Source organism: Vagococcus allomyrinae (assembly GCF_017829975.1).
Lineage (GTDB): Bacteria > Bacillota > Bacilli > Lactobacillales > Vagococcaceae > Vagococcus_D > Vagococcus_D allomyrinae.
In genome coordinates, this window is the sequence record NZ_JAEEGA010000008.1 from 215,571 (window position 1) to 238,049 (window position 22,479).

Genomic DNA, 22,479 nt, shown 5'->3' on the forward strand with positions numbered 1-22,479 from the left:
TGAAATAATTTTACTCAATCAATATACAGATAAAACAATAAGGAGTGAAGGTAAATGAGTAATGGATTCAAAGAAGGATTTTTATGGGGTGGCGCAACAGCGGCCAATCAACTAGAAGGAGCTTACAATATTGACGGCAAAGGATTAACAATTGCTGATATTTCTCCTGGTGGTAAACAACGAATGAAGCTTTTAGCATCTGGTGAGTTCCCACTCGAAATTGATCACAGCAAGTATATCTACCCTAACCACGATGGCATTGATTTCTATCATTTGTACAAAGAAGACATTGCCATGTTTGCTGAAATGGGCTTTAAAACCTTTAGAATGTCAATCTCTTGGGCTCGTATTTTTCCAAATGGTAACGATGCTGAACCAAATGAAGCAGGCTTAGCTTATTATGAAAATGTAATTGACGAGTTATTGCGTCATCATATCGAACCAACCATTACCATGTCGCATTATGAAACACCCTTAAACTTAGTCAAAGAATATGGTGGCTGGAAAAACCGCAAGCTTATTGGTCTATTTGAAAAATATGCGCAGACAATTCTAGAACGTTTCCACACAAAGGTCAAATATTGGATGACTTTCAATGAAATCAATACAGGCGTTTTTGGCTCATTCTTTTCAACAGCAATGAGAGGCGCTACTCCACAAGATAATTTTCAAGCATTACACAATCAGTTTGTTGCCAGTTCCTTAGCTACTAAAATTGCCCATGAACTTAACCCTGAACTACAAGTAGGTTGTATGAGTATCTATGCTACCATGTACGCTTATGATTCTGATCCAAAGAATATTATGGCTATGGAAGAAAAGAGTCGGATGTTTAACTATTTCTGTAATGACGTCCAAGTCCGTGGCGAATACCCAACTTACGCCCTACAATTTTTCAAACAACAAGGGATCAAACTTGATATTGCTGAAGGTGAATTAGACTTACTAAAAGCCTATACAGTTGACTACTTGTCATTTAGTTATTACATGTCAGCCACCGTATCTGTTAATCCAGAACATCAGGGAGATACTAGCCAAGGGAATTTCTTTGGTGGGGTTAAAAATCCTTTCCTTAAAGCAAGTGAATGGGGCTGGGAAATTGATCCCGTGGGCTTACGTTTAGCTTTATGCAATTTGTATGCACGTTACGGTGTTCCTCTTTACATCTCTGAAAATGGTTTAGGCGCAATTGATACCCCAGATGCTGATTTTAATATTGATGATAGCTATCGGATTGATTACTTACGTCAGCACATCGCAGAAATGGAAAAAGCGGTCACCATTGATGGCGTTGATCTATTTGCCTATACTCCTTGGGGTTGTATTGATCTTGTCAGCGCCTCAACAGGGGAAATGTCTAAACGTTACGGGTTCATCTATGTCGATTTAGATGACGAAGGTCATGGCACCATGAATCGTTATAAGAAAAAATCATTTGACTGGTATAAACAAGTAATTGCCACAAATGGTACCAATTTAAGTGATATCTAAACAAAATCCCCTGCTTGTCATTTCAAGCAGGGGATTTTTTAATAGGGCATAACGAGAATATGGGTAATTTCATTAATGACCCTTTGTTCATCGTTGACTTCCCAATATTTTTTTCGTTCTTTATTTGTTTCCAAAACTAAGGTGACAACCTTCGGCTCACTGGCCATCTCCATGTCTGCAATAGCTTGAACCATGATTTCGTTAATGTTTTTAGGGTCCTCATGAAACTCATCAACGACTTGTTTGGCCTTATCGAGATCAGCTTTAGATGTAAGATTACGCAAATCTTCCTCTGTTTTGACATTTTCAATGCCTGCACTCGTGACCAGTTCGATAATTTTTTCAATCGATAAGCGCTGTAACTCTGCCTCAAACTTATCTGTTGCTAGCCCTTTGATGGTTAATTCGATCGTCGCCTCATCTTGAGTTTCTTTGACAACCTTTACCTGATAACTAGTTCTTTCTTGCAAAACTGTAAACATAGCGTCTGCCGCTTTTTTTGACTCATCCTCTTCAAGTCCTAACTCAGCTAACTGCACAGCCAGCTGCTCAGTCATCGCAGTATCATCACTTTCAACAATTTTCTTGCCAAAACTTTTTTCATACTGATCGAAGTCTTTCAAATAGAACTCGGCATTCATAAAAGCTTCAGCAGATACCTTGGCTGCCTCTTTTTTGTTGCAAGCCCCTAAAAAAACAATGGCGGTGACCATTAAAAACGCCCATATCACCTTTTTTTTCATCCAGCTTCACTCCCACACTATCCCATACTTATTTTCATTACGCACTTAAATAGACCACTTCTTCAAAGGTAACATACTTTTACAAACAAAAAAAGGACTTAAATTTATCATTTATTCCTCATCGGCTTGAATCGCCCCGAGAACTTCTAGCATCGACAATGCTCTTTCAATAGGTAAGACAAGTTTCGTTATACGCGACACGTCCATCTCAACAGGTTCTGTTTGACTGACCAGCGTCTGAAACATCTCTCTTTTTATTTTTTTACTCCTTTGAGCTAATTCGCTTTCCTGAACCATCCGTTCTTTCAACGAGCGCTTAACGGTCAGAGCTTTCGTTCGTACTCGTCGTCCGTCACTGGTTCGTAAAATATCCCGATTGCCATCAATGGTCTCCAAGATCCCTCTTAGTTCTTCAGTTGAACATTTTTCTTTTACTTCAATACACGCCACCTTTTTCTTCTTTCGGCGGTGTTTACGCTTATTTGACTCCCCAAAAGCAGCCAACTCCAACTCAAGAAGCGGTGCCAAATTACCATTAATGTACAATTGCTTTTTCTGTATTTTTTGCAACTGACTTCCTCTCCTCTGTCATTTATTCGTCTGCTTAAACCTCTTTAAAAATGAACGTTAAACATAACTTTTTATATTATAACATGTTTTGTTAAAATTGGCGGTCTTAATTTCCCACAAAAAAATAAACGAATTTAGACATCTAAACTCGCTTATTTCAACTAACCTTTACTTCTTTACGTCTTTCACATGAAACCAAACATGGATACCATTAGGATCATCAATTTCTAGAATTTGCTTGCCTTTATTATAAAAGAAATGCTGATTCAACTGAATCAAGTGCTCCTGTAAAGCCACTAATTCCGTTTCCGTCGCGAGCTTGAAAGACAAATAGTCCAATCCAAAATTTTCATCATCTTGATCTTCAACATTAATTTGATTAAACGTATTGATAGCAATGTGATGATGATAGTCCCCTGCTGCTAAGTATCGTAAACTCGGAAAAGCCGCGCTAGTCAACTTAAATCCTAACACATCAGTATAAAACTGTTGACTTGCCTCTAAATCAGCTACATTTAAATGCACATGCCCCAGTCCTGCTTCAAGAGGTAATTTGCTAAACGACTCCGTTGCTTCAGTCAATAAACTTTGAGTGTCCAATCTACCTAAAACACTATCCATCGTACCTTCCGTGTGATAATCCCATTCCTCTTTTGGCTTATCCCAAGATATCTTAATACCGTTAAATTCTGGGTCTTTCAAATAAATAACCTCGCTATGGCCTAAATCACTCATGCCAACAATCGGGTAGTCCATTTTTAACAAATGTTGATATAATGCACTTAAGTCGCGCCTTTCAGGTAACAAAATCCCGAAATGGTACAACCCATTGTGACTAGTTTCACTTGGCATACCATCTTCTTTTTCCAATAAACAAATGAACGTCCTTTTGGCTTCTTTAACGCCTAAAAAGGCCATCCCATTTTCTTCACGCATAACATCTAGCCCCAAGATCGACTTAAAAAAGTCCACTTCTTTGTCAATATCCTTTACCTTCAAGGCAACCAGAGCCAACTTTGTTTCTTCATTGAGTTTATAACTCATCGTTTCACTTCTCCTTACTCAAAACTATGACTTTATATTATCTATAATTATCCTACCATTTTTTTTAGAAAAAGGATACTTTTTTGATGTAAGCCCCCTTAGTTTGTTATTTTTCGATGCATTTTTGCATAAAAAAAAAACTTGTCTTAGTATGTCATTCTCTTTATCGGAACTTCTCGTCTCTTTATTAAGGAAACGAACCAAATTTGTCTCAAACAACATTCTGAATGATTAGTGACCAGCTAAATATTCTTTAAGATAACGTCTTCATTCTCACTGACTGATCTTCATCAGAATAAACTTGAAAAGGTTAAGAAAACATAGTATGCTCAATAAGTAATTATTCACTGGCATGACGGGTGCGTCATGCTATTTATTAAGGAGATTTATATGTCAAAAAAATTACCCTTTTCTGCCTATTTAACAATCGGTTCCATGCTTTTCGGCTTATTCTTTGGGGCTGGGAATCTGATTTTTCCAGTTCATATGGGGCAACTTGCTGGAAATCAGACCCCTGTTGCAACGCTCGGTTTCATTTTAACAGGAGTCGGTTTGCCTTTTTTAGGCGTCTTAGCAATTGGATTCTCCCAAAGTAATGGACTCTATGATTTAGCTAGTCGCGTCCATCCAGCTTTCGGTTTATTTTTCACGATGGCACTGTACTTAACCATCGGACCTTTTTTCGCATTGCCTAGGACTGCTACCGTTTCTTACGAAGTTGGTCTTGCGCCTTATATTCCTGAAAATCACCAATTTTTAGCTCTGTTAATCTTTTCTCTTGCTTTTTTTGTCTTAGCTTGGCTCTTTTCACTACGACCAGCAAAAATCATGATTTGGGTAGGCAAAATATTAAACCCTTTATTCTTAATTTTTCTCGCCTTGCTAATTTTCAAAGCATTTACGCAACCGATGGGAACCATCGCTGAACAGATTTCCCAAGAAACTTACCAAACAAATTCATTTTTCACGGGATTCATAGAAGGGTACAACACGATGGACGTTCTCGCTTCGCTAGCTTTTGGCATTATCGTTGTGAACAGCATTAAATCCTTAGGTGTCACAAAGCCGAGTGAAATTGCCAAAGACACGCTTAAATCAGGTTTCGTCACCTTGATTTTAATGGCTGTCATCTATGGCAGCTTGGCCTATATGGGGGCTACAAGCGTTAGCCGTTTCCCTTTATCTGAAAATGGCGGAATAGCATTAAATCAAATTTCCCATCATTACTTCGGCTCTTTCGGTAGTCTCTTATTAGCAATCATTGTCACCTTAGCCTGTTTAAAAACTGCAATTGGTCTTATTACAGCTTGTAGCGAAACGTTTGTGGAGTTATTTCCTCAGATTTCATATCGACATTACGTTCATCTTTTTAGCATTGCAGGATGCGCCATTGCCAATGTTGGCTTAACCTCCATAATTAAATTATCGATTCCTGTTTTGATGTTTTTATATCCACTGGCAATTGTTTTAGTACTATTAGCTTTTTTGTCTCCTCTTTTTAACCACCGACCGATTGTTTATCAAATAACCATTGGGGTGACATTCATTATTAGCATTGTGGAAGGCCTAAAAGCTGGCTCAGCTTCCTTTAAAGCCTTACCTGGTATTCATCAGATCATAAATTTCTTTGATGCGGTCTTGCCTTTTTCCGCTGTTAATATGGGCTGGATTCTTCCAGCTCTGATTGCTTTGGCTATTGGCTGGGGAATAAGTTTACAGTCAACTAGACAAAAAACTGACCTCAAGTGAGGTCAGTTTTTTTAGTCTAGTTTTGGGTTAACCCTTCTCGCAATCAGTGGTAAAATCAACCCTAGAGCAACAAAGATAATCGGCGTCATAATGTTTAAAAACAATTGGAAAATCCACGCTTTAGGATCAGCTGCATACTCTAATTTAGGCACCATCCCTAAAATACAAGCAAAAGCTGTGAAAAAGAAACACCAGGCCCCGACAACAAACCCAATTTTAGGGTTCTTGATGAATTTATAGTCTGAAACAAACCGTTTTGAATACTTATTAATCAACATATAGGCTAAAAAGACCCAAAGATAACGCAATGGCATCACAACTGAATTCAAGTTAAGCAACCAGCGATATAATTCACTCATATTGCCAATCCCTAAAGATGGCACAATAATTAAGATACTTACCAATACTCCTGTCATAATATACCCATTAATCGGCGTTCCTTTTTTATTTAACTTCGCTAAAGAATTCGGAACAAATTCCGGATCAGCATCAGCTAATAAAATTTTAAGTGGGGCATCAATTGAAAATGCTAAGGCTGAGATTTGTGCCAAAGCATTCGCAATCGCATATAAAATCATGAAAACATTTCCGACACCATAAAAATTCCCCAATCTCTGGAAGGCTTCATAAGCCCCATTTACCATCAAATCATCGGGAATATTATTGGCATCAAAGAGCATCCCCATGGCGATCGAACCTAATAAGGCGCACAAAGCAACCATTCCAGCAAGAAAAATCATACCTTTAGGAAATTCTTTCGAAGGATTTTTAGTATTATTTACATAGGGCGAGATCTTTTCACAACCTCCTACAGCAAAAACCAACATAGAAATAGTCGTCAAGTAACCAAAATTAAATTTGGGAATATATGTGGCAACCGACGTCATATTGGGTGTCGCTACCTGAGCGCCTGTCATAGCTGGCGCCGAAACCGCCAGAATAATAAAGAGGATCGACATGACAAACATCGCAGTTCCAGCCATATTTCCGATCATTTTAAGCGTGGTTAAGCCTTTCGATGCAATCCATAAGAATAGTAAAAAAATAGCTAAACAAATCATCGAAATTTTGAAGGCACCTACAGTTGTCACAAAAGACCCATTTCCTTTAAATAACCAGCTTAGAGCGACTAATATCCCTTGTGGCTTTTGTGCCAAATAAGGCACATGGACCACCCAATAAGTCCAAGCCGCAAAAAATGCCAACTTCTTCGTAGACGTCTCTTTGATCCATGAAGCGACACCACCATTCGACTCTTTAAAAGTCGAACCTAACTGTCCCACACTCAACGCATAAGGAACAAAATAAAGAATCATGATTAGAATCCATGAGACCACAACCGTTAATCCTTGTTGAGCGTAGTTATTAACAACATTACCTAGCCCCCAAACTGAGACAAAGGCCATTAAGGCGATGTTGTACCAACGCAATTGCTTTTCGTTCATCTTTCTCTCCTTCTAGTTATCCAAAAAATGAAAAGATAACTTTTTAATTAAAACTCATACTCTTCCAAAGAATACTCCTATTTGCAAAGGATGGTCAACTGTTGAAATGTCTTTTTAATTAATGTCTCATTCAATTAGCCTTGAGTTCTAATATAAATGTATCATAACTATCATTGTTAACTGATAAATAATGTCAATTTCCACAAAATAAAAAAGAGACGTCAATTTCTGACCTCTCTTTTCCGTTCAACGCATAATATCGATGGTTTGATTTTCAATAAAAAGCTCTACTTGTTTACGGGTAACCATTGGACTATCTCCTAAAGTCGTGTGAGCTAATACACTACTGGCCGTGGCAAACTCAACCATCTTAGCAATCGGCCACCCCTCCAGAACAGCCACAATAATGCCAGCTGCAAAGGCATCCCCTGTTCCCACACGATCAAAAATATAAACCGGATATTCAGCCGAATAGACGAGCTGTTCATGAGAATAAACCAACCCTCTGATATATCGTTGATTATCTTGTCGGCTCCGTTCCGTTCCTACAAAGTAATCGATCTGATAAGTCTTAGTAAAAAAATGACATAGCTCTTCAAAATTATCTGAGCCAACTTCTTGATCTAGTCTCAACAACTCAATCAAATCACGTTTAGAGCCAATCACAATATCGGTAAAAGGTAATATTCGCTGATACTGCTCTCGAAGCCACTGATTGTCATGTTCCGTGTTTAAACTTGGGCGGTAATTAAAATCAAAGCAAACTAACTTACCAGATGTCTTTGCCTGTTCTGCTATCCGAAACGCCGCTTCCCTTGTTTCTTCAGTTAAGATAAGCGAAATCCCGCAAATATGAACCAGATCATGATTTTCTAATCCATCCTCAATTTCCAAGTCCGACCATCGGCTTATTCCGAAGGAACTGTGAATCCGATCCAGATACGTCACTTCAGCTGGTCGATTACCAAACCCTTGTTCTAAAATATAAATGCCCATGTGATGACCCGCTTGTTTTACTAAATCATCTGCAATGCCTAATTTACGCATCTCCGCCTTTGCCGCTTCCCCAAGCCGATTGTCCGGCAACTGTGTTAACAAGCTTGTTTTATGGCCAAAATGACTAACACCACTGAGAACATTCAAGCCAGTGCCAGTGAAATTAAGTCGCGCATCCTTGGTTTGTTCCAATAGTTGATAATTATCCATGGCGATACGCAACATCACTTCACCAAACGCTAAAACTCTTTTTTTTGTCATCCTGATCGATCCTTTTAACCTAAGATTTTTTTGACTGTAGCATATAAGGTGACAACATCCTCTGGTCGTGTATCTCCTGTTGTTGAATCAATAATCGAGCTGTAAACATGTGGAATAATTTTTTTGACACCTGCATCAACAGCAATTTGGACAATCTCTTCAAAATTTTCCAAATCGATACCACCAGTAGGCTCCAAATAAAAATCATACTTAGCACATGCTTCCGCTACCGCCTTATATTCTTCTTTATGAGCCAACCCTTTCATTGGAAAGTATTTGATTGAACTACCGCCCATGTCCTTCAACATCGCAATAGCCGTTTCGATTGGCACTTCGGCCGCTGGCGTTTGGCTGCTTAAAGGTCCCGTTGCAATATTAACATAACCAACTTTACCCGTTGGAGAAACTAAGCCATTCACAATTGTTTCACTTTGACCAAGCAGTGCCCGCGAAGGTCCGACTCCCGTAAAAACCTGATTGACATGTTGCGGCTGTAAAACACCGGCAAGACGGGTGACCATATTGCTTTGATTGGGATCTCCAGCCCCTAAACCAACTGACAAAGCATTGTCAGTTGCTTCCTGATACAATTTCATATCGGCAATGGCCGCTTCATCCGTAGGGTAATTTTTTGATAACACCCCTAAAATCACATGACCTTCTGCTGCTTGATAACAAGCAGCAGCATTTTCCACAGAGTTGGCTAAAACATTTAAACTAATACGATCCTTAACATAATTGGGTGTTTTTTTCATAATTGCTTCCTTCTTTCATAGGTTAGACTAAAATTTCGCCTAATCGCGTCACAATTTGTGTCATTTCTTTTTCATTAACAGAACGAATATCAAATTCTATAATGCCATTATTGGCACGATATTCGCGAGTATAAACCGCTGGACTCGTCGCTTTCAATTGACGAATAACTTCTTTAGCAGACAGCTCCCCTGAAACCATTACCTCAGCTCGATAAATATCTCTACCAGCCCCATCTTGAACTTCTTTGGCATCAATGTTAGGTAACTCATTTAAAGCTTTTAAAAAGGGCGCCAAGCGATGCCTCATCGCTTCGCCTGTTTCTGAACCAAATGCAAGATAATCTTCAATCGCTTGAGTAAAGCCTAAAATATTTTCTTTGCCTATTTTCATCGATCGGCCTAAACCTTTACTTTGCAACCGAACCCAATCAATATAGTCCTTTTTCCCTACAACTAACCCTGAACTAGGTCCTTCAATAGCTTTGGCACCACTGTAGATGACCAGATCAGCGCCCAATTGACTGTAGCTTTTCAAATCTTCCTCGGCCGCCGCATCCACAATCAACGGTAATTGATGCTTACGAGCCACGGCCACGGCTTCGGCTACGGTCAACATGCTCTTTTGAACTGTATGATGACTCTTGATGTAGAGGATGGCAGCGGTTTGCTCCGTCACCATCATCTCGATATGCTCCGCTGAACACATATTGGCATAACCAGCCTCGACAAGTCGGCCACCACCTTGAGCCACCATCACATCTACACCCGTTCCATAATCCACATTATGTCCCTTAGGTAAGATGATTTCGCGCTTCTCTCCCCGCTCAACATATGGGTGATAGAGATGATACAAGTCGCCACGACCAATCACACCTGCCACACTTTGAGCAATACCTGCTGAAGCACTTGACACAATCACCGCGTCTTCAACTTCTAACAAATCAGCGATATAAGCCCCAGTTTTTTCAATTAGATCACCCATTTCGTAAAAACGTTCACCAGCTAATCGCTGAGCTTCTTGAACCCTTTCCGACACTTTTGAGACCCCTAAAACAGTCATCTTACCTGAAGCATTGATCACTTCTTTTAAATCGTATTTTTCGTAACTACTCAACGTCATAAACGATTCCTCCTACAATTGTTTGCTGCGGTTTGATTTGAGTGTGAGTCACTCGTTGATTCCCATTAGAATCAGTCAGCTCTTTGTCTTGCTCCTCAACGCTAAACACAGTCAAATCACCATCAAATCCAGGAGCCAGTTGGCCCTTTTTACTTAGATGGAAAAACTCCGCAGGCTTAGCTGTCACTTTATCAATCAAGTCTGGTAACTGATACCCTACTTCTAATAATTTTTCTAGCGTTGTGGCCAAATCATAAACAGGTCCATCCTCTCGATTGCGATGATAGATATCTGTGCTGATCGTCGCCGCTGTCATATTTGCAGCCAAGGCCACTTCGGCAACATGAAAATTAAAACTATCCGTCCCGTGACCAATATCAAAAATAACACCTTTACGATAGGCATCCCAAACAAATTCTTTGATGTGGTCATCGCTAGCCAAAATGCCATTTTCTTTACCATTAAAACAATGAGTGACAATATCCCCTTTTTCCAAGCGACTTAATATTTCAGATAATTCTGGCGGAGCTGATCCAATATGTACCATCAAAGGCAGAGGCCCATCCTCACGTTGCATCTTTTTCGCCAGTTCTAAAGGGATAATGCCATTATTTCCAACCACGGTTTTGCTCATGCGCGCTTTTAAGCCGACAATAAAATCGGGATATAACGCCAGTGCCTCGCGAACTAAGGTCTGATTGATTTTTGTCAAATCAGCCAGTTCATCTTGAGCCACTATTCCCCACTCCGAGATATTAACCAAAGCCAACACATTGGTTTTAGCTAGCTTAGCCAATTGGTAAAAATCACCAATATTTTTGGGGCCTGTCGATCCCGCATCAATAATCGTAGTCACGCCTTTACTGATCCCGATCTCATCTGGAAAATCATAATACAAACTCATCTTTTCGTAACAGTGAACGTGACCATCAATCCAGCCAGGCGAAACATAGCTTTCCCCTTTTAAATCTAAAATTTCCTGTGCTTCTCCAGCTAACTGACTAGCAACAGCGACAATCTTGCCCTTTTCTATTCCGATCTCAATTCGAGAATTATCGATTAATTTGCCATTTTTCACGAGTAAATCAAAAACCATCTAATCACTCCTTTTATTTTAGACGGAATTTACTCCAAGGCAAGATAAAATCTAACATCACTAACTCGTCTTCCGTAATTGTTCCAACTAAATTTTTCCGTTTATCTGTGTGTGACGCCAATACAATTTGCAACTCATTCTTATATTTACCGAAATCATCATTACCAATCACCACATCGCCCCGTTTGAATGCCACTAAATTATCGTGGGGAGGATTGGCCGCTCTAGCAAACCGTTTGCGAACTTCAGTTGAGCGAATAACCTGACTGGTAATATCCCCTCGCCGAAAGTGTTGGCAAGTTTCTACTATCTCTTTTTCAACCTCATTTACCTTTGGCACGTAATCAACTGTTAATTCTAGCTGATAAGGATTGACCCCTGCCATGGCGGCCAGCTCTTCATCCGAAGCATAAGCATTGCCAATCACCACATCATCAATTAACCCTGTGGCAAACAAATGATTGGTTTGAATCTCAATTGGCAGATGACGGTGCATTTCCAAAGTTGGCAAGCCATCATTAATATTCCACGGGCCAATTTTCCCTGTTTGAGAATTAACAAATGCAGCCGTCTTTAATCCTTGTTGTTTAAATCGCTCACTACATCTTACAAAAAAATCATAAGGCAAAGCAGTTCCTTCTTGAGGATAAAAATTATGACAGCCATATAAAAAGGGCTTATTAGCTTGATAGGTCAAAATATTGTCCAAATAAGCCACATCATTACTCATATTTAATTCAATTGCTAGCCCAAAAGGATTAAACGTTAACATGGCCTCTTTACTGCCGTCAAAGCCAACATCCAGACGAATGCCATCTGCACCCAATTCGTGGAAAAAACTTAAGTCATCATAAGAAATCTCAAGTTCCTCAAAAATAGCCGGAGCAATATCCAAAATCGTTTCATAACCTAATGATTTGGCTAGATTAATAATCCGCTGAAACTTTTGTCTCACTGCCTCTTTGCCATCAGTTACTTCCAGCATACTCATAAAAATACGGGAAAAACCCAGTTTTGCCGCTTTTTCCAAGTAGCGTTTATCCGCTTCAAACTCACTATGATCTGGATAAATTGAAACACCAATACGTCTTTTCATCCCTTCATTCTCCTGTCTATGGCTTGGCGATAACGAAACACCAAGTAACTGGCAATGAAAATAGTGCCAGCCCCACTAATAAATTTTACCATCGGAAGTACAATGCCTATTATCGCTAAAACAGCTATCAAAAAAATACTAATTAACATGACGAAAGGATAGCGTTTCTGATCCAGCATTTCCAAAGCTCTTATGTGAAAGGGTCGCTTCTCCAACCAATAAAGACTGCCTCCAAAAATGACGATTAGCAAAATAAAACTTCCATATGTCATTGTTTGCCTCCTATTTACATTTACCTAATTATCACAATAGGCCACCATATTATCTATTATACACTAAAACATTATAATTTTTTACTGAGCATTCGAAATCGTTGCTGCTTCTAGCTCAATCGCTATTTGTTGTTTTTCAAAAGCTTTAAAGAATGGATAATAAATAGCCAAACTAATAAAGAAATTGACAACCACCAAGATAGCAGCTGGAATACTAAAGTCCGTACTCATCCATGCCGCAATTGGTGAAGGAATGGTGAAAGGCATCCGATTAACCATCATCGGCACAATGTTCGTAATCGTTAAGAAATAAGATAAGGTTGTCGTAACCAGAGGAGCCACAATAAACGGAATTCCCAAAATCGGATTCATGACAATTGGCGCTCCAAAAATAACCGGCTCATTAATATTAAACAATCCTGGTAAAAATGATAAACGACCCAGACTTCTTAGAGAATCGGATTTAGAAAACATCATTAATACGACTAAAGCCAAAGTCATTCCGGCTCCACCAATCCAAACGTACCATTGCAAAAATTGTTCTGTAAAAATATTTGGCATGCTGTGAGCATTGGCCCCATCAGCAAAGGCTTCGATATTCTCAGCAATCGAAATATCCCAAAATGGACGAATAACTGGCCCCATAATAGCTGGACCATGAATCCCTAAAACCCAAAAGAACGTAATCAGGAAGACCGTCAGTAACCCACCGAACAAGCTATTGCCAGCCAAGATGTCTTTTGCAGGCATTAACAAGGTACTCAAAAATGAACTGATGTCAAAATTCAAGACATAACGAACGAACCAGAAGAATAGAATAACCACAGCAGTTGGTAATAAGGCAATAAATGAATTAGACACTTCTGGTGGTACACCTGGCGGCATCTTAATCGTAATGTTTCGTTTCTTCATAAAATTAAATATCTCGACAGCAATAATTGCCGACACCATAGCGCCAAACAAGCCAGCTGCGCTTAAATTAGCGATATTCATATAACGACCCGCCCCAATGACATCAGGCACTTCTTCCAACACTTGGATCGGCTTAACCGAAGAAATCAGAAAGGCTAACACTGCTAAAAAGCCACTAGACATAGCATCTAAGCTATAACTATTTGCCAAATTTGTGGCAATTCCATATGTGGCGTATAACGACATAATGCCGACAGTATAACGAAAAGGCGTATCTAACAACGGTTTATACGGTTCGATCATCGCGGCAATCGAAGGTATTGGAAAGTTAAGAAATATCGTAAAAAACGACCCGACAATAATCAAGGGCATCGTGGCAATCAACCCTTTTCTAATTGCCATCATATGCCTTTGTGACCCAATCACATTTGCAATTGGCATCACTTTTTCCTCTAAAAAATTCATCAATTTGTTCATATTTTCTCTCCTTATGTCATATTGTAACTTTTTCACAACATCTTGATATTCATAATAACATTATAATGTTTAAAAGTAAAATAAAAAAAGCAAAAAGTTTACTTTTCGCTTTTTTTAAATTTCAAATTCTATTTCATAAGGATGGATCTCTGTATTATATAACGAAACTGATACTTCAATCACCTGATTATCCTCATTATACGACGTTCTAACCCGCTTCATTACATGACTCGTCTCTGTTTCTAGAAGCTCCTTTTCCTCGGCACCCAAAATACTAACTGAAAATTGATCCTCAAAATGATCCACTAAATAATCATTTTCAGCTAAAATGCGATACATAGAAGCCTTTTCTATTTTGTCTTTCATCGCCTTGGTGACTTTACCAGGTAAATAGTGATTAAAAATAATATAGGGCACTTGATTAATTAAATACATTCTCGTCACTTTTGTTGCACGATTGCCAAAAAAAGCAAACAACTTATGCTCACTGTCTAACGTCAGTTTCTCAATTTTGACAATTCGCTTTTCCAAAGACAAGCCTTTTTTTTCTAAAATTGAAGAAAAAGAATCCCCTTTCGACAACTTATTAAACAAGCGGTTACTAATAACGGTTGTTCCTTTGCCACTTTTCTTTTCCACATAACCTTGTAATGCCAAAACTTCGATCGCCTTGCGGATCGTAATCTTACTGACTTCAAATAAGTTTTCAAAATCATTTTCAGTCGGCAGCATCGTGCCAACAGGGTAAATATTATTTTGAATGTCATTTTTGATTTGCTCAGCAATATCAATATAAAGTACACTTTTACGTTTCATCTTTTAACCTCGTATCATCAATTTTCTGCTACAATGCCAGATCTCATCTCCTATTATACAAAAAAAGAGAGAAATAATCTCTCTAAATTAACTATTTAATCAAATGATTCAGTGGATTCCACATGATCTTCGATAATGCGCTCCAGAATTTGATTCTCAGACTGGATGACGTCAAAATAAGCAGCTTTTTCCACAAGATTTTCGTAATCAGCTGTCATAATCGTCACTCTAGGCTTCATCCATAAAAAGCCTTGGCGGACTTTCACACGCTCATTAATCATTTTACACTCATCCATCATGACAAATAGTTCAATGTCTTTAGTAGAATGTTTCAAGCGATTCACGCGCTCACGTTCATACTTCATTTCACTCTCATCGATGGTCATCCGCTCACTAATCACGATCAAACGCTGATTAATTTGCCACGTATGCTCTAAATAACGGGCTTTCTGATACAATTGATCATACTCCAAAACATCGATATGTTTCTTCTGATACCAATCTTCTTTACGCTCAACATACGGAATTTCACCTTCAATGACCGTTAAACTATTTTCCGTTACTTGTCGCTCCAATCGACTGACGAGATGCTCTAATTTATCTTTCGCTACCCGCATTCGCTCTTTTGAATCTCGCTCACGTCTAAGAGCTTCCTCGTAATACAAGGCTTGTTTATTTAAATCAGTGGTACTTGTAGATACTTCGTATTGCTCTTGAAGTGCCACAGCCCGCTCATTTAACGCGCTAATTTCTTCTTGCAATCTTTCATTTGACTCTTTTAAGCGAGCTTGCTCCGCTCTCAAATAGTCATTTTCGACCTTTAACTTTGCTTCATCATCTGTTAACCAAGGGTCATCCTCAGCGACTTCTTCAATCGTGACAAGAGGCTCATCTTCTTCGACCTCTGGTTCAACAAAAATTGGTTCAGCCATTCTGGAAATTTCTACCACTTGCTCCAATTCAACAGCTGCGGGCTCTTCAACCGGCAACGGCTCTTCAAATGGTTCTGTCAATCGTTCCTCTTCCCTTGAAAGAAACACTTGCTCTTCCTGAGAAATATCCGAATGTAACTCATTCTCGAAAATAGGGCTCAGCCACTCCTCTTGTTGCTGGTCATGCCCTATACTGTCAGTCACTATATCAGATAACTCATTTTCCCATTCCTCAATAATGTCACCGCTGTCAGACACACCTTGTTGAATCAGCGATTGAGATAAGGTCGTCCCAAAGGGAAAGCCTGACAAATTAATAACCAAAGGAATAAATTCGAATGAATACTCTCCCTCTGATTCTGCTATTTTTTTACCAAGTGTCCATACCATTTGCGGGTAATAGCGAGTCAATTGTTCCAAAAGCTCATCCCAAGACAAATTGTCTTCTGTCAACCGAATTCTAACACTTTTCTCCAGAGAAACGGCTTGAAGAAGTTGAGTAAAGCGTTTCTCAACTTCTTCTCTAGGATATTTACTTTTAGGATTCGTTTTTAAGAACAGACTCTCGCATTTCTCTAACAATTTCAACAATGTGTTTTCTTGAAAGAGAATGCTACCTTCCTCAAACGTTGGATGTTGGTAGACGGATACTTCGATTTTCTTGCTCACCAACTTCATCCTCTCGTCTTAAATCTGACTATTCAATGGACTGTCAATAATCAAGACTTGTCCTTCTGTTAGAATACTATCTTGTAAATTATTCCACTCGATTAATTTATTGATTGGAATTCCCACTTTTTTAGAGATATCGGTGATAGACTCATTTTTCTCTACGTAGTGAGTTTTATCCGACTTCACTTGTTTACCAGCAATTTTAAAGGTTTTGCTTTCAAATAAAACCGATGGTACAGCATTAGACATAGCTGTGCCCATTTGACTAACTTTTAATAAAGCGAGCTGTTTGGCTTCTTTTTCAAGCTGTAATTCTTTTTTAAGTTTAGTTTGTGCTAAAAGTGACGTTGTTGAAGCAGCCGTCGCAACTTTAGTAGCAATTGCCTGCTTATCAGTCGCTTCTTTTTCTTCATACTTTTCACGCTTAACCACGATTAAACTGGCTGGTTCTAAACTGGCATCCTTATCCGTTATCTTATTCAATTCTTTGATACGACTTATCGTGACGCCGTATTTTTTAGAAATATCCCATAAGGTCTCATTTTCCGCTACCTTATGGCGAGTTACTTTAACTTTTGTTTTTACTTTTTCAAGATTATCAAAACGCTGTAAATCATAAGTCTCGATCAACCCATTCAACTTTTGATTATAGAGCGTATCCGTTGCATAACGACCTGTTAAGAACAATGTAGCGTCCCTAAAAGTTTTAGCTTCACTTTTCCAAGTTCCTTTATATAAAGGATTAGACGATCCCACGCCTTTAATTAAGCGAGCGTAATCTTCCAATGATTCTTTATAACCAGGGTACTTTCTAAATTCAGCCGTGATGGTGTACATATTACCTTTACCATCATCTTCTAGAGTTGGCATACCAACCGTTGCCCCTTCATACTTACCTTTAATCCCAAATAGGTTGTAATTAGGTTCTCTTGCTAAGGTACTATTACCCGAAGCACTTTCCAGAATTGCTTGAGCAATCATCACCGAAGCATAAATACCGTTCTTATCAGCGACCTGACTAGCATCTTTACCAATTTTATCAATAAACTCTGTAGTGCTCTGATTCTTACTGTAAGTAATCGAACCATCTTTTATGGCGCTAGCTGACGATGAACTGGTCCCCGTCCCGGTAGAGCTACTAGAACCTGTAGACGTGGCTGGTTTCGAACTGCTACTAGAATTAGCAGCACTGCTCGATGGTGTTGTGCTCGGTTTAGTCGTACTTGGCGTTGTTGAAGAAGGTGTCGTACTACTGACTGGCGGCGTACTAGACGAACTCGTACTCGGTTGGGTTGACGAACTCGTACTCGGCTCAGGTTCAGGAGTTTGAGAACTGCTCTCGCTTGTCTCTGGAGGAGTAGTCGAACTCTCAATCGGCGGTACCTCTACGGTACTAGATTCACTTGTCAGCTCCGAACTTGATACAGCCGCTTTTGATGACGATTCAGTTGTTGGTTCGGCGTATAGTTCTAAGGCAGGCGTACACGCAGAAACTACCAACATCCCTACACTTGCTTTTGCCCCTATCTCTCGAAGTAACGCACCTTTTGTTTTTTTGTTCGACATATCTATAAGTTCCTCTTTTCTCTAGTTCCTATTCACCACTACTTTCGATGTCTGAAAGAATGGTTAATTTTCTCAATAATTCTTCAAAAATCATTTCCGAATCGCTCTTAGTTGAGTAGATCTTTTGATACAATGTGCGAGCATCTTGTGAAATATTTTGTAGATCACGCTCAGCATCACTTACGATACGACGTGAATCAAAATTAGCTTGGTCCACAATTTGACGCGCTTTAGATTTTGCTTCTAACATAACTTCAGCAATATCTTCTTTGGAAATACCACTCTCTTCTTGTGAGGAAAGTTGCTCTTTAGATTTAGTTAACTCACTGCGAAGGTCACTGATTTGTTCTCTCAACAACTCTTTCTCTTGCTCAAACTCAGGACTTGGTTGCGCCTCAGCCTGAACATTTAACAATTTCTCAGTTAACTGATCAATTTCTGTTTGTTTAACATTTATTTCTCTTTGGAATTGACGAGCATTGGCCTCTGCCCTTGCCACACCATCATTTGTTTGTTGAAGCTTAATAACCAACTCATTATTTTCTTGACGAACCCGTTCTAATTCAGCTTGGATGGCTGCATTATCCTCTTCCACTTGTTGGAAGTGTTTAGGTAAGGCTTGGACTGATGAAAATTTTAATGCCAATTCTTCTTTTTCAATCTTTATTTTTTCTAATTCTTTATTTTTTTCTGCTAACTCTTTTTCTAATTGGCTGTTATTTGACGAACCAGATGATTTAGGACTTGATTTTTCTGAACCATCATCGTCATCCTCATCATCTTCGTAATAATAATCATCATAGTAATCATCATCATCATAATAATAATCATCATAGTAGTCGTCGGCTTTTTTTCTCTTTCTAAACACAGTCACTCCACCTCTCTAATAGTTAGCAACAATTAACATTGCTGGTTGTTCTAAATAGTTTTATTTAAATAACTCCATTTTTTTCATTTTTGCGGAAGTTATTTCCCTTGTGTATAGTTAAAACTTCTGAAAAAGATGAGTATCTTGAAGTTCTTCACTAAAGGCAAGAAAACAAACAAATATCTTCACACAAAACCTATAAATACACACTTAAAATTATAGCATACCTATCTAATTATGCAACCTATTTTTACCTTCAGTTATTTTTAACGGACCTTTATAACGATAATATTAACATCCTCATATTTATCAGCGACGCTGGTTTTTTCGTTTTCTTTAAGTCTCCTGATGATACACCTTGTAGACCTCTTGTTTTTTTAACCCTCGTAACTTAGCAACTTGTTTAATTGCCTCCTTGGAATTCAACCTATTTTGAGACATCTCCTCTTCAATATGCTCAAGAATCGACCAATCCGACCAATCATTTTCAGTCTCAGCGACAAGTTCACCAGCAAAGCCCGCCACTAAAATACAGCACTCGCCCTTGATCTCATTTTCCAGTAAATAACTTAAAATCTCTCCTAAAGTCCCTCTGATGTATTCCTCATGAAGTTTAGTTAATTCACGACACAAGCTTCCTTGCCGCTCCTCACCAAACACCGCAACCATATTAGCAAATGTTGCTTTTAACCGATAAGGTGATTCATAAAAAATTAGCGTCTCGCGTTTGTGCTGTAAGGTTGCCAATTCCTTTAACTGAAGATTCTTTTTTCGGTTTAAAAACCCATAAAAGGTAAATTTCTCTGCTGACATTCCCGAAGCGATCAACGCTGTCACCCCAGCCGTCGCTCCCGGCAAGGCAACTACTGGTATTTCAGCTACCAGACAGGCCACCACTAATTCATGACCTGGATCACTAATAGATGGCATGCCGGCATCACTGACTTGAGCGACGCTTTCACCAGCTAGCAAACGCTCCACCAGCTTGGGAATCCTCTCTTTATAGTTGTGTTCATGAAAACTAATTTGAGGGGTTGTCACTTGAAAATGATTCAGTAATTTCTGCGTATTACGCGTATCTTCACTTGCGATAACCGCCGCTTCCTTTAAGGTGTCGATCGCTCTGAATGTCATATCTTGCAAGTTACCAATCGGAGTCGGCACAAGGTATAGTCGACCTGTTTCAATCGCTTTATCAAAACTTTTTTGTTTGTTTATCATTGTTTTATCCCTTATATATATTTAGTTTAACTCATTCAATCCCAAAATGGGTCTCAATTTTTATCGAAATAACTACTAAAAAAGAGACGGGAATCAACTTTCCTCCGTCTCCTAACTAGTTGGCCTCTGCTTCTATCCTCACATTATTTACGCTCACCATAAATTACGTCTAAACAAAAAGCGCATTCTTCGTCATTATCACGCCTAGAGCCATAGCAGACATTACATACATGAAAACCATCTTCATAGATTTTTTCTAAATTTAATCGTGATTTAGATAACTCTTGTTTTTCATCTGGCCCATTATTAATCGCTTCAATCTCAATTAAACGGGCACGCAGATGACGATTTTCAATCTCTAAACTAACATTTTTTTCTGTTAACTCGTCAATAGCATCTTTCATGGCAGTCAAACGCAATAAACTATTTTTGACTTCTGTCTCCAATTGACCAAATTCATCATACAATGTCCGTTTATCCATTAGATTCTTCCTTTTCAGCAATTGCTTTTCCTTCTTGTTGCTTAGCAAATTCCTTAATTTCCTCATAATCGTAATCAACCGTTAATTCACGGCCAAAAAGCCTGACCTTAATCACGTGGTCCAATAAATTTAAGCCGATTACTTTACCGCGCCCTTCTGGTGTCACTACTTCTTTACCATAATCTGGCAATTCCCGTCTAGCTTCTTCATACATATCATTTTCGTATTTTAAACAACACATTAAACGTCCGCATAGACCAGAGATTTTAGTTTGATTTAATGATAAGTTTTGATCTTTCGCCATCTTAATCGAAACAGGGATAAAATCACCTAAAAAGGTTGAACAACATAATTGTCGCCCACAAGGCCCAATACCACCTAAAATTTTCGCTTCATCCCGAACACCAATTTGACGCAACTCAATCCGCGTCTTAAAGATCGACGCCAAATCCTTGACCAGTTCACGAAAATCAATTCGACCTTCTGCGGTGAACTGAAACACCATCTTCGAACGATCAAAGGAATATTCAACTTGAATGAGCTTCATCTCTAACTCATGCTCGATTATTTTCTTTTTAGCAATCGAAAAGGCTTCTTTAGCATCCGTTAGATTCTTTTCTTCCTTTTGTAAGTCTTCAGCTGAAGCTGTCTTTAAAATCGGTTTTAACTCATCAGGCAGATCCGTTTTTTCAAATTCCTTTTTAGGAATCGCCACTAACCCAATTTGTTTACTCTGTTGAGTTTCAACCAACACTTTTTGATTATATGAATACTCCTCTTTACCAGGAGTAAAATAATATATATGCCCAGCAGGCCTAAACCTAACACCAACAACTTCTACCATTTATGCCCTCCTTCTATTACTCAGTTTGACCAACAGGGAAACCACCTCGCTGGAACAATACCACCAGCGTTCTGTCCGAAAACACGGTCACACCATCGATCCTCGTTACCCGTCTAACAAATTGAGCGCCAGCTGTTCGCAAACATTTTGAAAGCTAACATTTGCTTCCCATTTTCTACGACTAGCCAAGGTACTTTCAACCCCAGCCAACAACTTTTTACGTGACCATTTGCTTTTGACCGTCTGTGACTTAATCCCTTTAATACTCTGTGACAACAATTGTCGCAAATGAATCAACACTAAATCAAATAACAACGCTTGCTGAGATTTCTCTTTAAACAATCTCGCAATCTGCTGTTGAACAAAGACAAACGCAAAGGGGTTATCTTCCACTAAATAATTGACCCATTTAATAGAAGTCTCTTTAGCTTCATTAAACCATTCCTCTTGATAAATTTCAATAGCTTTTTCAAGACTGTTCGTCAGTTGGGACAATAGTTGCGCCTCATTATCTGGAATACCTTGAGCAGAAAGCTCTGCTGCAAGAAGTTCCTCTGACAGTGGTAGGAAGTGTAAAACCTGGCATCTAGACTGGATTGTCGGCAATATTCGGGCTCTCGCTGTTGTCAAAAATAAAATAACAATTTGACCATCAGGCTCTTCAATAAACTTTAACAGACTATTGGCCGCACTGGTCGTCATTTTTTCAGCATCTTCAATAATCAAGACTTTTTGTTGTGTCTCCATCCCGCTTTTCATGAAGACCTCTTTAATTTCACGAATTTGATCAACTTTAATACTTTGACCGTCGGGAGCAATCGTATTAACATCAGGATGTTCTCCCTTTTCTATCCGTTGACAGTTTAAGCACTCTCCACAAGGTTGTCCCGTTGCCGCTAGACAAAATATCCGCTGACTCAGCCATAAACTCATGGCCACTTTTCCCGTTCCCGCTTCTCCTTCGAAAAGATAGGCATGAGCCAAACGCTGCTTATCAGCACTGGCGGCCAACTGTTTAAAGACAATCGGTTGTTTTTCTGCAATCAACATC

At 39.0% G+C, this 22,479-nt stretch carries 21 protein-coding genes; 2 read left to right on the forward strand and 19 right to left on the reverse strand.

Annotated elements, in window-relative coordinates; translation table 11 throughout:
- The first annotated feature begins 54 nt into the window (after window positions 1–54).
- Window positions 55–1,491 (forward strand): glycoside hydrolase family 1 protein, encoded by a 1,437-nt coding sequence (locus tag I6N95_RS13635; RefSeq protein WP_209528890.1) that lies wholly within the window; start codon window positions 55–57, stop codon window positions 1,489–1,491.
- A gap of 38 nt (window positions 1,492–1,529) precedes the next feature.
- Here I6N95_RS13635 and I6N95_RS13640 read toward each other — a convergent pair whose 3' ends face one another.
- The 3 genes from I6N95_RS13640 to I6N95_RS13650 form a co-directional block, all read right to left on the reverse strand.
- Complete coding sequence (locus I6N95_RS13640) at window positions 1,530–2,234, reverse strand: DUF5105 domain-containing protein (protein ID WP_209528892.1); 705 nt, start codon at window positions 2,232–2,234, stop codon at window positions 1,530–1,532.
- A gap of 111 nt (window positions 2,235–2,345) precedes the next feature.
- Window positions 2,346–2,804 (reverse strand): hypothetical protein, encoded by a 459-nt coding sequence (locus tag I6N95_RS13645; RefSeq protein ID WP_209528894.1) that lies wholly within the window; start codon window positions 2,802–2,804, stop codon window positions 2,346–2,348.
- Window positions 2,805–2,972: 168 nt separating this feature from the next.
- Window positions 2,973–3,848, reverse strand: coding sequence for a VOC family protein (locus I6N95_RS13650; RefSeq protein ID WP_209528896.1), 876 nt, complete (start codon window positions 3,846–3,848; stop codon window positions 2,973–2,975).
- 390 nt (window positions 3,849–4,238) lie between these two features.
- On the opposite strand from I6N95_RS13650, the gene brnQ reads away from it, so the two are divergent.
- Window positions 4,239–5,597: a branched-chain amino acid transport system II carrier protein gene (brnQ, locus tag I6N95_RS13655; RefSeq protein WP_209528898.1), complete on the forward strand. Its 1,359-nt coding sequence runs from the start codon at window positions 4,239–4,241 to the stop codon at window positions 5,595–5,597.
- An 11-nt stretch (window positions 5,598–5,608) separates the two neighbouring features.
- Here brnQ and I6N95_RS13660 read toward each other — a convergent pair whose 3' ends face one another.
- The 16 genes from I6N95_RS13660 to holB form a co-directional block, all read right to left on the reverse strand.
- Window positions 5,609–7,042, reverse strand: coding sequence for an APC family permease (locus I6N95_RS13660; RefSeq protein WP_209528900.1), 1,434 nt, complete (start codon window positions 7,040–7,042; stop codon window positions 5,609–5,611).
- 246 nt (window positions 7,043–7,288) lie between these two features.
- Window positions 7,289–8,299 (reverse strand): sugar kinase, encoded by a 1,011-nt coding sequence (locus I6N95_RS13665; protein ID WP_209528901.1) that lies wholly within the window; start codon window positions 8,297–8,299, stop codon window positions 7,289–7,291.
- A 14-nt stretch (window positions 8,300–8,313) separates the two neighbouring features.
- Complete coding sequence (gene dagF, locus I6N95_RS13670; RefSeq protein ID WP_209528903.1) at window positions 8,314–9,054, reverse strand: 2-dehydro-3-deoxy-phosphogluconate aldolase; 741 nt, start codon at window positions 9,052–9,054, stop codon at window positions 8,314–8,316.
- Between the two features lie 22 nt (window positions 9,055–9,076).
- The gene (locus tag I6N95_RS13675) at window positions 9,077–10,174 is read right to left on the reverse strand and encodes a DgaE family pyridoxal phosphate-dependent ammonia lyase (RefSeq protein WP_209528905.1); all 1,098 of its coding nucleotides are present in this window, start codon (window positions 10,172–10,174) and stop codon (window positions 9,077–9,079) included.
- Window positions 10,161–11,270, reverse strand: coding sequence for an amidohydrolase/deacetylase family metallohydrolase (locus I6N95_RS13680; RefSeq protein ID WP_209528907.1), 1,110 nt, complete (start codon window positions 11,268–11,270; stop codon window positions 10,161–10,163). The genes I6N95_RS13675 and I6N95_RS13680 overlap by 14 nt, the downstream gene beginning before the upstream one ends.
- A gap of 13 nt (window positions 11,271–11,283) precedes the next feature.
- Complete coding sequence (locus I6N95_RS13685; protein WP_209528909.1) at window positions 11,284–12,366, reverse strand: DUF871 domain-containing protein; 1,083 nt, start codon at window positions 12,364–12,366, stop codon at window positions 11,284–11,286.
- Window positions 12,363–12,638 (reverse strand): hypothetical protein, encoded by a 276-nt coding sequence (locus tag I6N95_RS13690; RefSeq protein WP_209528912.1) that lies wholly within the window; start codon window positions 12,636–12,638, stop codon window positions 12,363–12,365. The genes I6N95_RS13685 and I6N95_RS13690 overlap by 4 nt, the downstream gene beginning before the upstream one ends.
- An 81-nt stretch (window positions 12,639–12,719) precedes the next feature.
- Window positions 12,720–14,027: a PTS sugar transporter subunit IIC gene (locus I6N95_RS13695; protein WP_209528914.1), complete on the reverse strand. Its 1,308-nt coding sequence runs from the start codon at window positions 14,025–14,027 to the stop codon at window positions 12,720–12,722.
- Between the two features lie 114 nt (window positions 14,028–14,141).
- Window positions 14,142–14,843 carry a GntR family transcriptional regulator gene (locus I6N95_RS13700; protein ID WP_209528916.1) on the reverse strand — a complete coding sequence of 234 codons (702 nt, stop codon included), beginning with the start codon at window positions 14,841–14,843 and terminating at the stop codon, window positions 14,142–14,144.
- 95 nt (window positions 14,844–14,938) lie between these two features.
- The gene (locus I6N95_RS13705; protein WP_209528918.1) at window positions 14,939–16,444 is read right to left on the reverse strand and encodes a hypothetical protein; all 1,506 of its coding nucleotides are present in this window, start codon (window positions 16,442–16,444) and stop codon (window positions 14,939–14,941) included.
- Window positions 16,445–16,462: 18 nt separating this feature from the next.
- Entirely contained in the window at window positions 16,463–18,013 is a 1,551-nt protein-coding gene (locus I6N95_RS13710; RefSeq protein WP_209528920.1) for a glucosaminidase domain-containing protein, read from the reverse strand.
- Window positions 18,014–18,041: 28 nt separating this feature from the next.
- The gene (locus I6N95_RS13715; RefSeq protein WP_209528921.1) at window positions 18,042–18,881 is read right to left on the reverse strand and encodes a hypothetical protein; all 840 of its coding nucleotides are present in this window, start codon (window positions 18,879–18,881) and stop codon (window positions 18,042–18,044) included.
- Between the two features lie 336 nt (window positions 18,882–19,217).
- Window positions 19,218–20,099, reverse strand: a complete 882-nt coding sequence (gene rsmI, locus I6N95_RS13720) for a 16S rRNA (cytidine(1402)-2'-O)-methyltransferase (protein WP_209528975.1) — start codon at window positions 20,097–20,099, stop codon at window positions 19,218–19,220.
- Window positions 20,100–20,245: 146 nt separating this feature from the next.
- Window positions 20,246–20,584, reverse strand: a complete 339-nt coding sequence (locus tag I6N95_RS13725) for a DNA replication initiation control protein YabA (RefSeq protein WP_209528924.1) — start codon at window positions 20,582–20,584, stop codon at window positions 20,246–20,248.
- Window positions 20,577–21,428 (reverse strand): PSP1 domain-containing protein, encoded by an 852-nt coding sequence (locus I6N95_RS13730; RefSeq protein ID WP_209528925.1) that lies wholly within the window; start codon window positions 21,426–21,428, stop codon window positions 20,577–20,579. The genes I6N95_RS13725 and I6N95_RS13730 overlap by 8 nt, the downstream gene beginning before the upstream one ends.
- Window positions 21,429–21,533: 105 nt before the next feature.
- Window positions 21,534–22,478, reverse strand: a complete 945-nt coding sequence (gene holB / locus I6N95_RS13735) for a DNA polymerase III subunit delta' (RefSeq protein WP_209528927.1) — start codon at window positions 22,476–22,478, stop codon at window positions 21,534–21,536.
- Between the last annotated feature and the right edge of the window lies 1 nt (window position 22,479).

Bases quoted from the DNA above. Each gene is read 5' to 3' on its own strand.
- I6N95_RS13660 (WP_209528900.1), bottom strand. From the start codon at position 7,042: ATGAACGAAAAGCAATTGCGTTGGTACAACATCGCCTTAATGGCCTTT.
- I6N95_RS13675 (WP_209528905.1), bottom strand. From the start codon at position 10,174: ATGACGTTGAGTAGTTACGAAAAATACGATTTAAAAGAAGTGATCAAT.
- I6N95_RS13730 (WP_209528925.1), bottom strand. From the start codon at position 21,428: ATGGTAGAAGTTGTTGGTGTTAGGTTTAGGCCTGCTGGGCATATATAT.
- dagF (WP_209528903.1), bottom strand. From the start codon at position 9,054: ATGAAAAAAACACCCAATTATGTTAAGGATCGTATTAGTTTAAATGTT.
- I6N95_RS13695 (WP_209528914.1), bottom strand. From the start codon at position 14,027: ATGAACAAATTGATGAATTTTTTAGAGGAAAAAGTGATGCCAATTGCA.
- I6N95_RS13635 (WP_209528890.1), top strand. From the start codon at position 55: ATGAGTAATGGATTCAAAGAAGGATTTTTATGGGGTGGCGCAACAGCG.
- I6N95_RS13700 (WP_209528916.1), bottom strand. From the start codon at position 14,843: ATGAAACGTAAAAGTGTACTTTATATTGATATTGCTGAGCAAATCAAA.
- I6N95_RS13665 (WP_209528901.1), bottom strand. From the start codon at position 8,299: ATGACAAAAAAAAGAGTTTTAGCGTTTGGTGAAGTGATGTTGCGTATC.
- I6N95_RS13725 (WP_209528924.1), bottom strand. From the start codon at position 20,584: ATGGATAAACGGACATTGTATGATGAATTTGGTCAATTGGAGACAGAA.
- I6N95_RS13685 (WP_209528909.1), bottom strand. From the start codon at position 12,366: ATGAAAAGACGTATTGGTGTTTCAATTTATCCAGATCATAGTGAGTTT.
- I6N95_RS13690 (WP_209528912.1), bottom strand. From the start codon at position 12,638: ATGACATATGGAAGTTTTATTTTGCTAATCGTCATTTTTGGAGGCAGT.
- I6N95_RS13650 (WP_209528896.1), bottom strand. From the start codon at position 3,848: ATGAGTTATAAACTCAATGAAGAAACAAAGTTGGCTCTGGTTGCCTTG.
- I6N95_RS13710 (WP_209528920.1), bottom strand. From the start codon at position 18,013: ATGTCGAACAAAAAAACAAAAGGTGCGTTACTTCGAGAGATAGGGGCA.
- I6N95_RS13680 (WP_209528907.1), bottom strand. From the start codon at position 11,270: ATGGTTTTTGATTTACTCGTGAAAAATGGCAAATTAATCGATAATTCT.
- brnQ (WP_209528898.1), top strand. From the start codon at position 4,239: ATGTCAAAAAAATTACCCTTTTCTGCCTATTTAACAATCGGTTCCATG.
- holB (WP_209528927.1), bottom strand. From the start codon at position 22,478: ATGTTGATTGCAGAAAAACAACCGATTGTCTTTAAACAGTTGGCCGCC.
- I6N95_RS13640 (WP_209528892.1), bottom strand. From the start codon at position 2,234: ATGAAAAAAAAGGTGATATGGGCGTTTTTAATGGTCACCGCCATTGTT.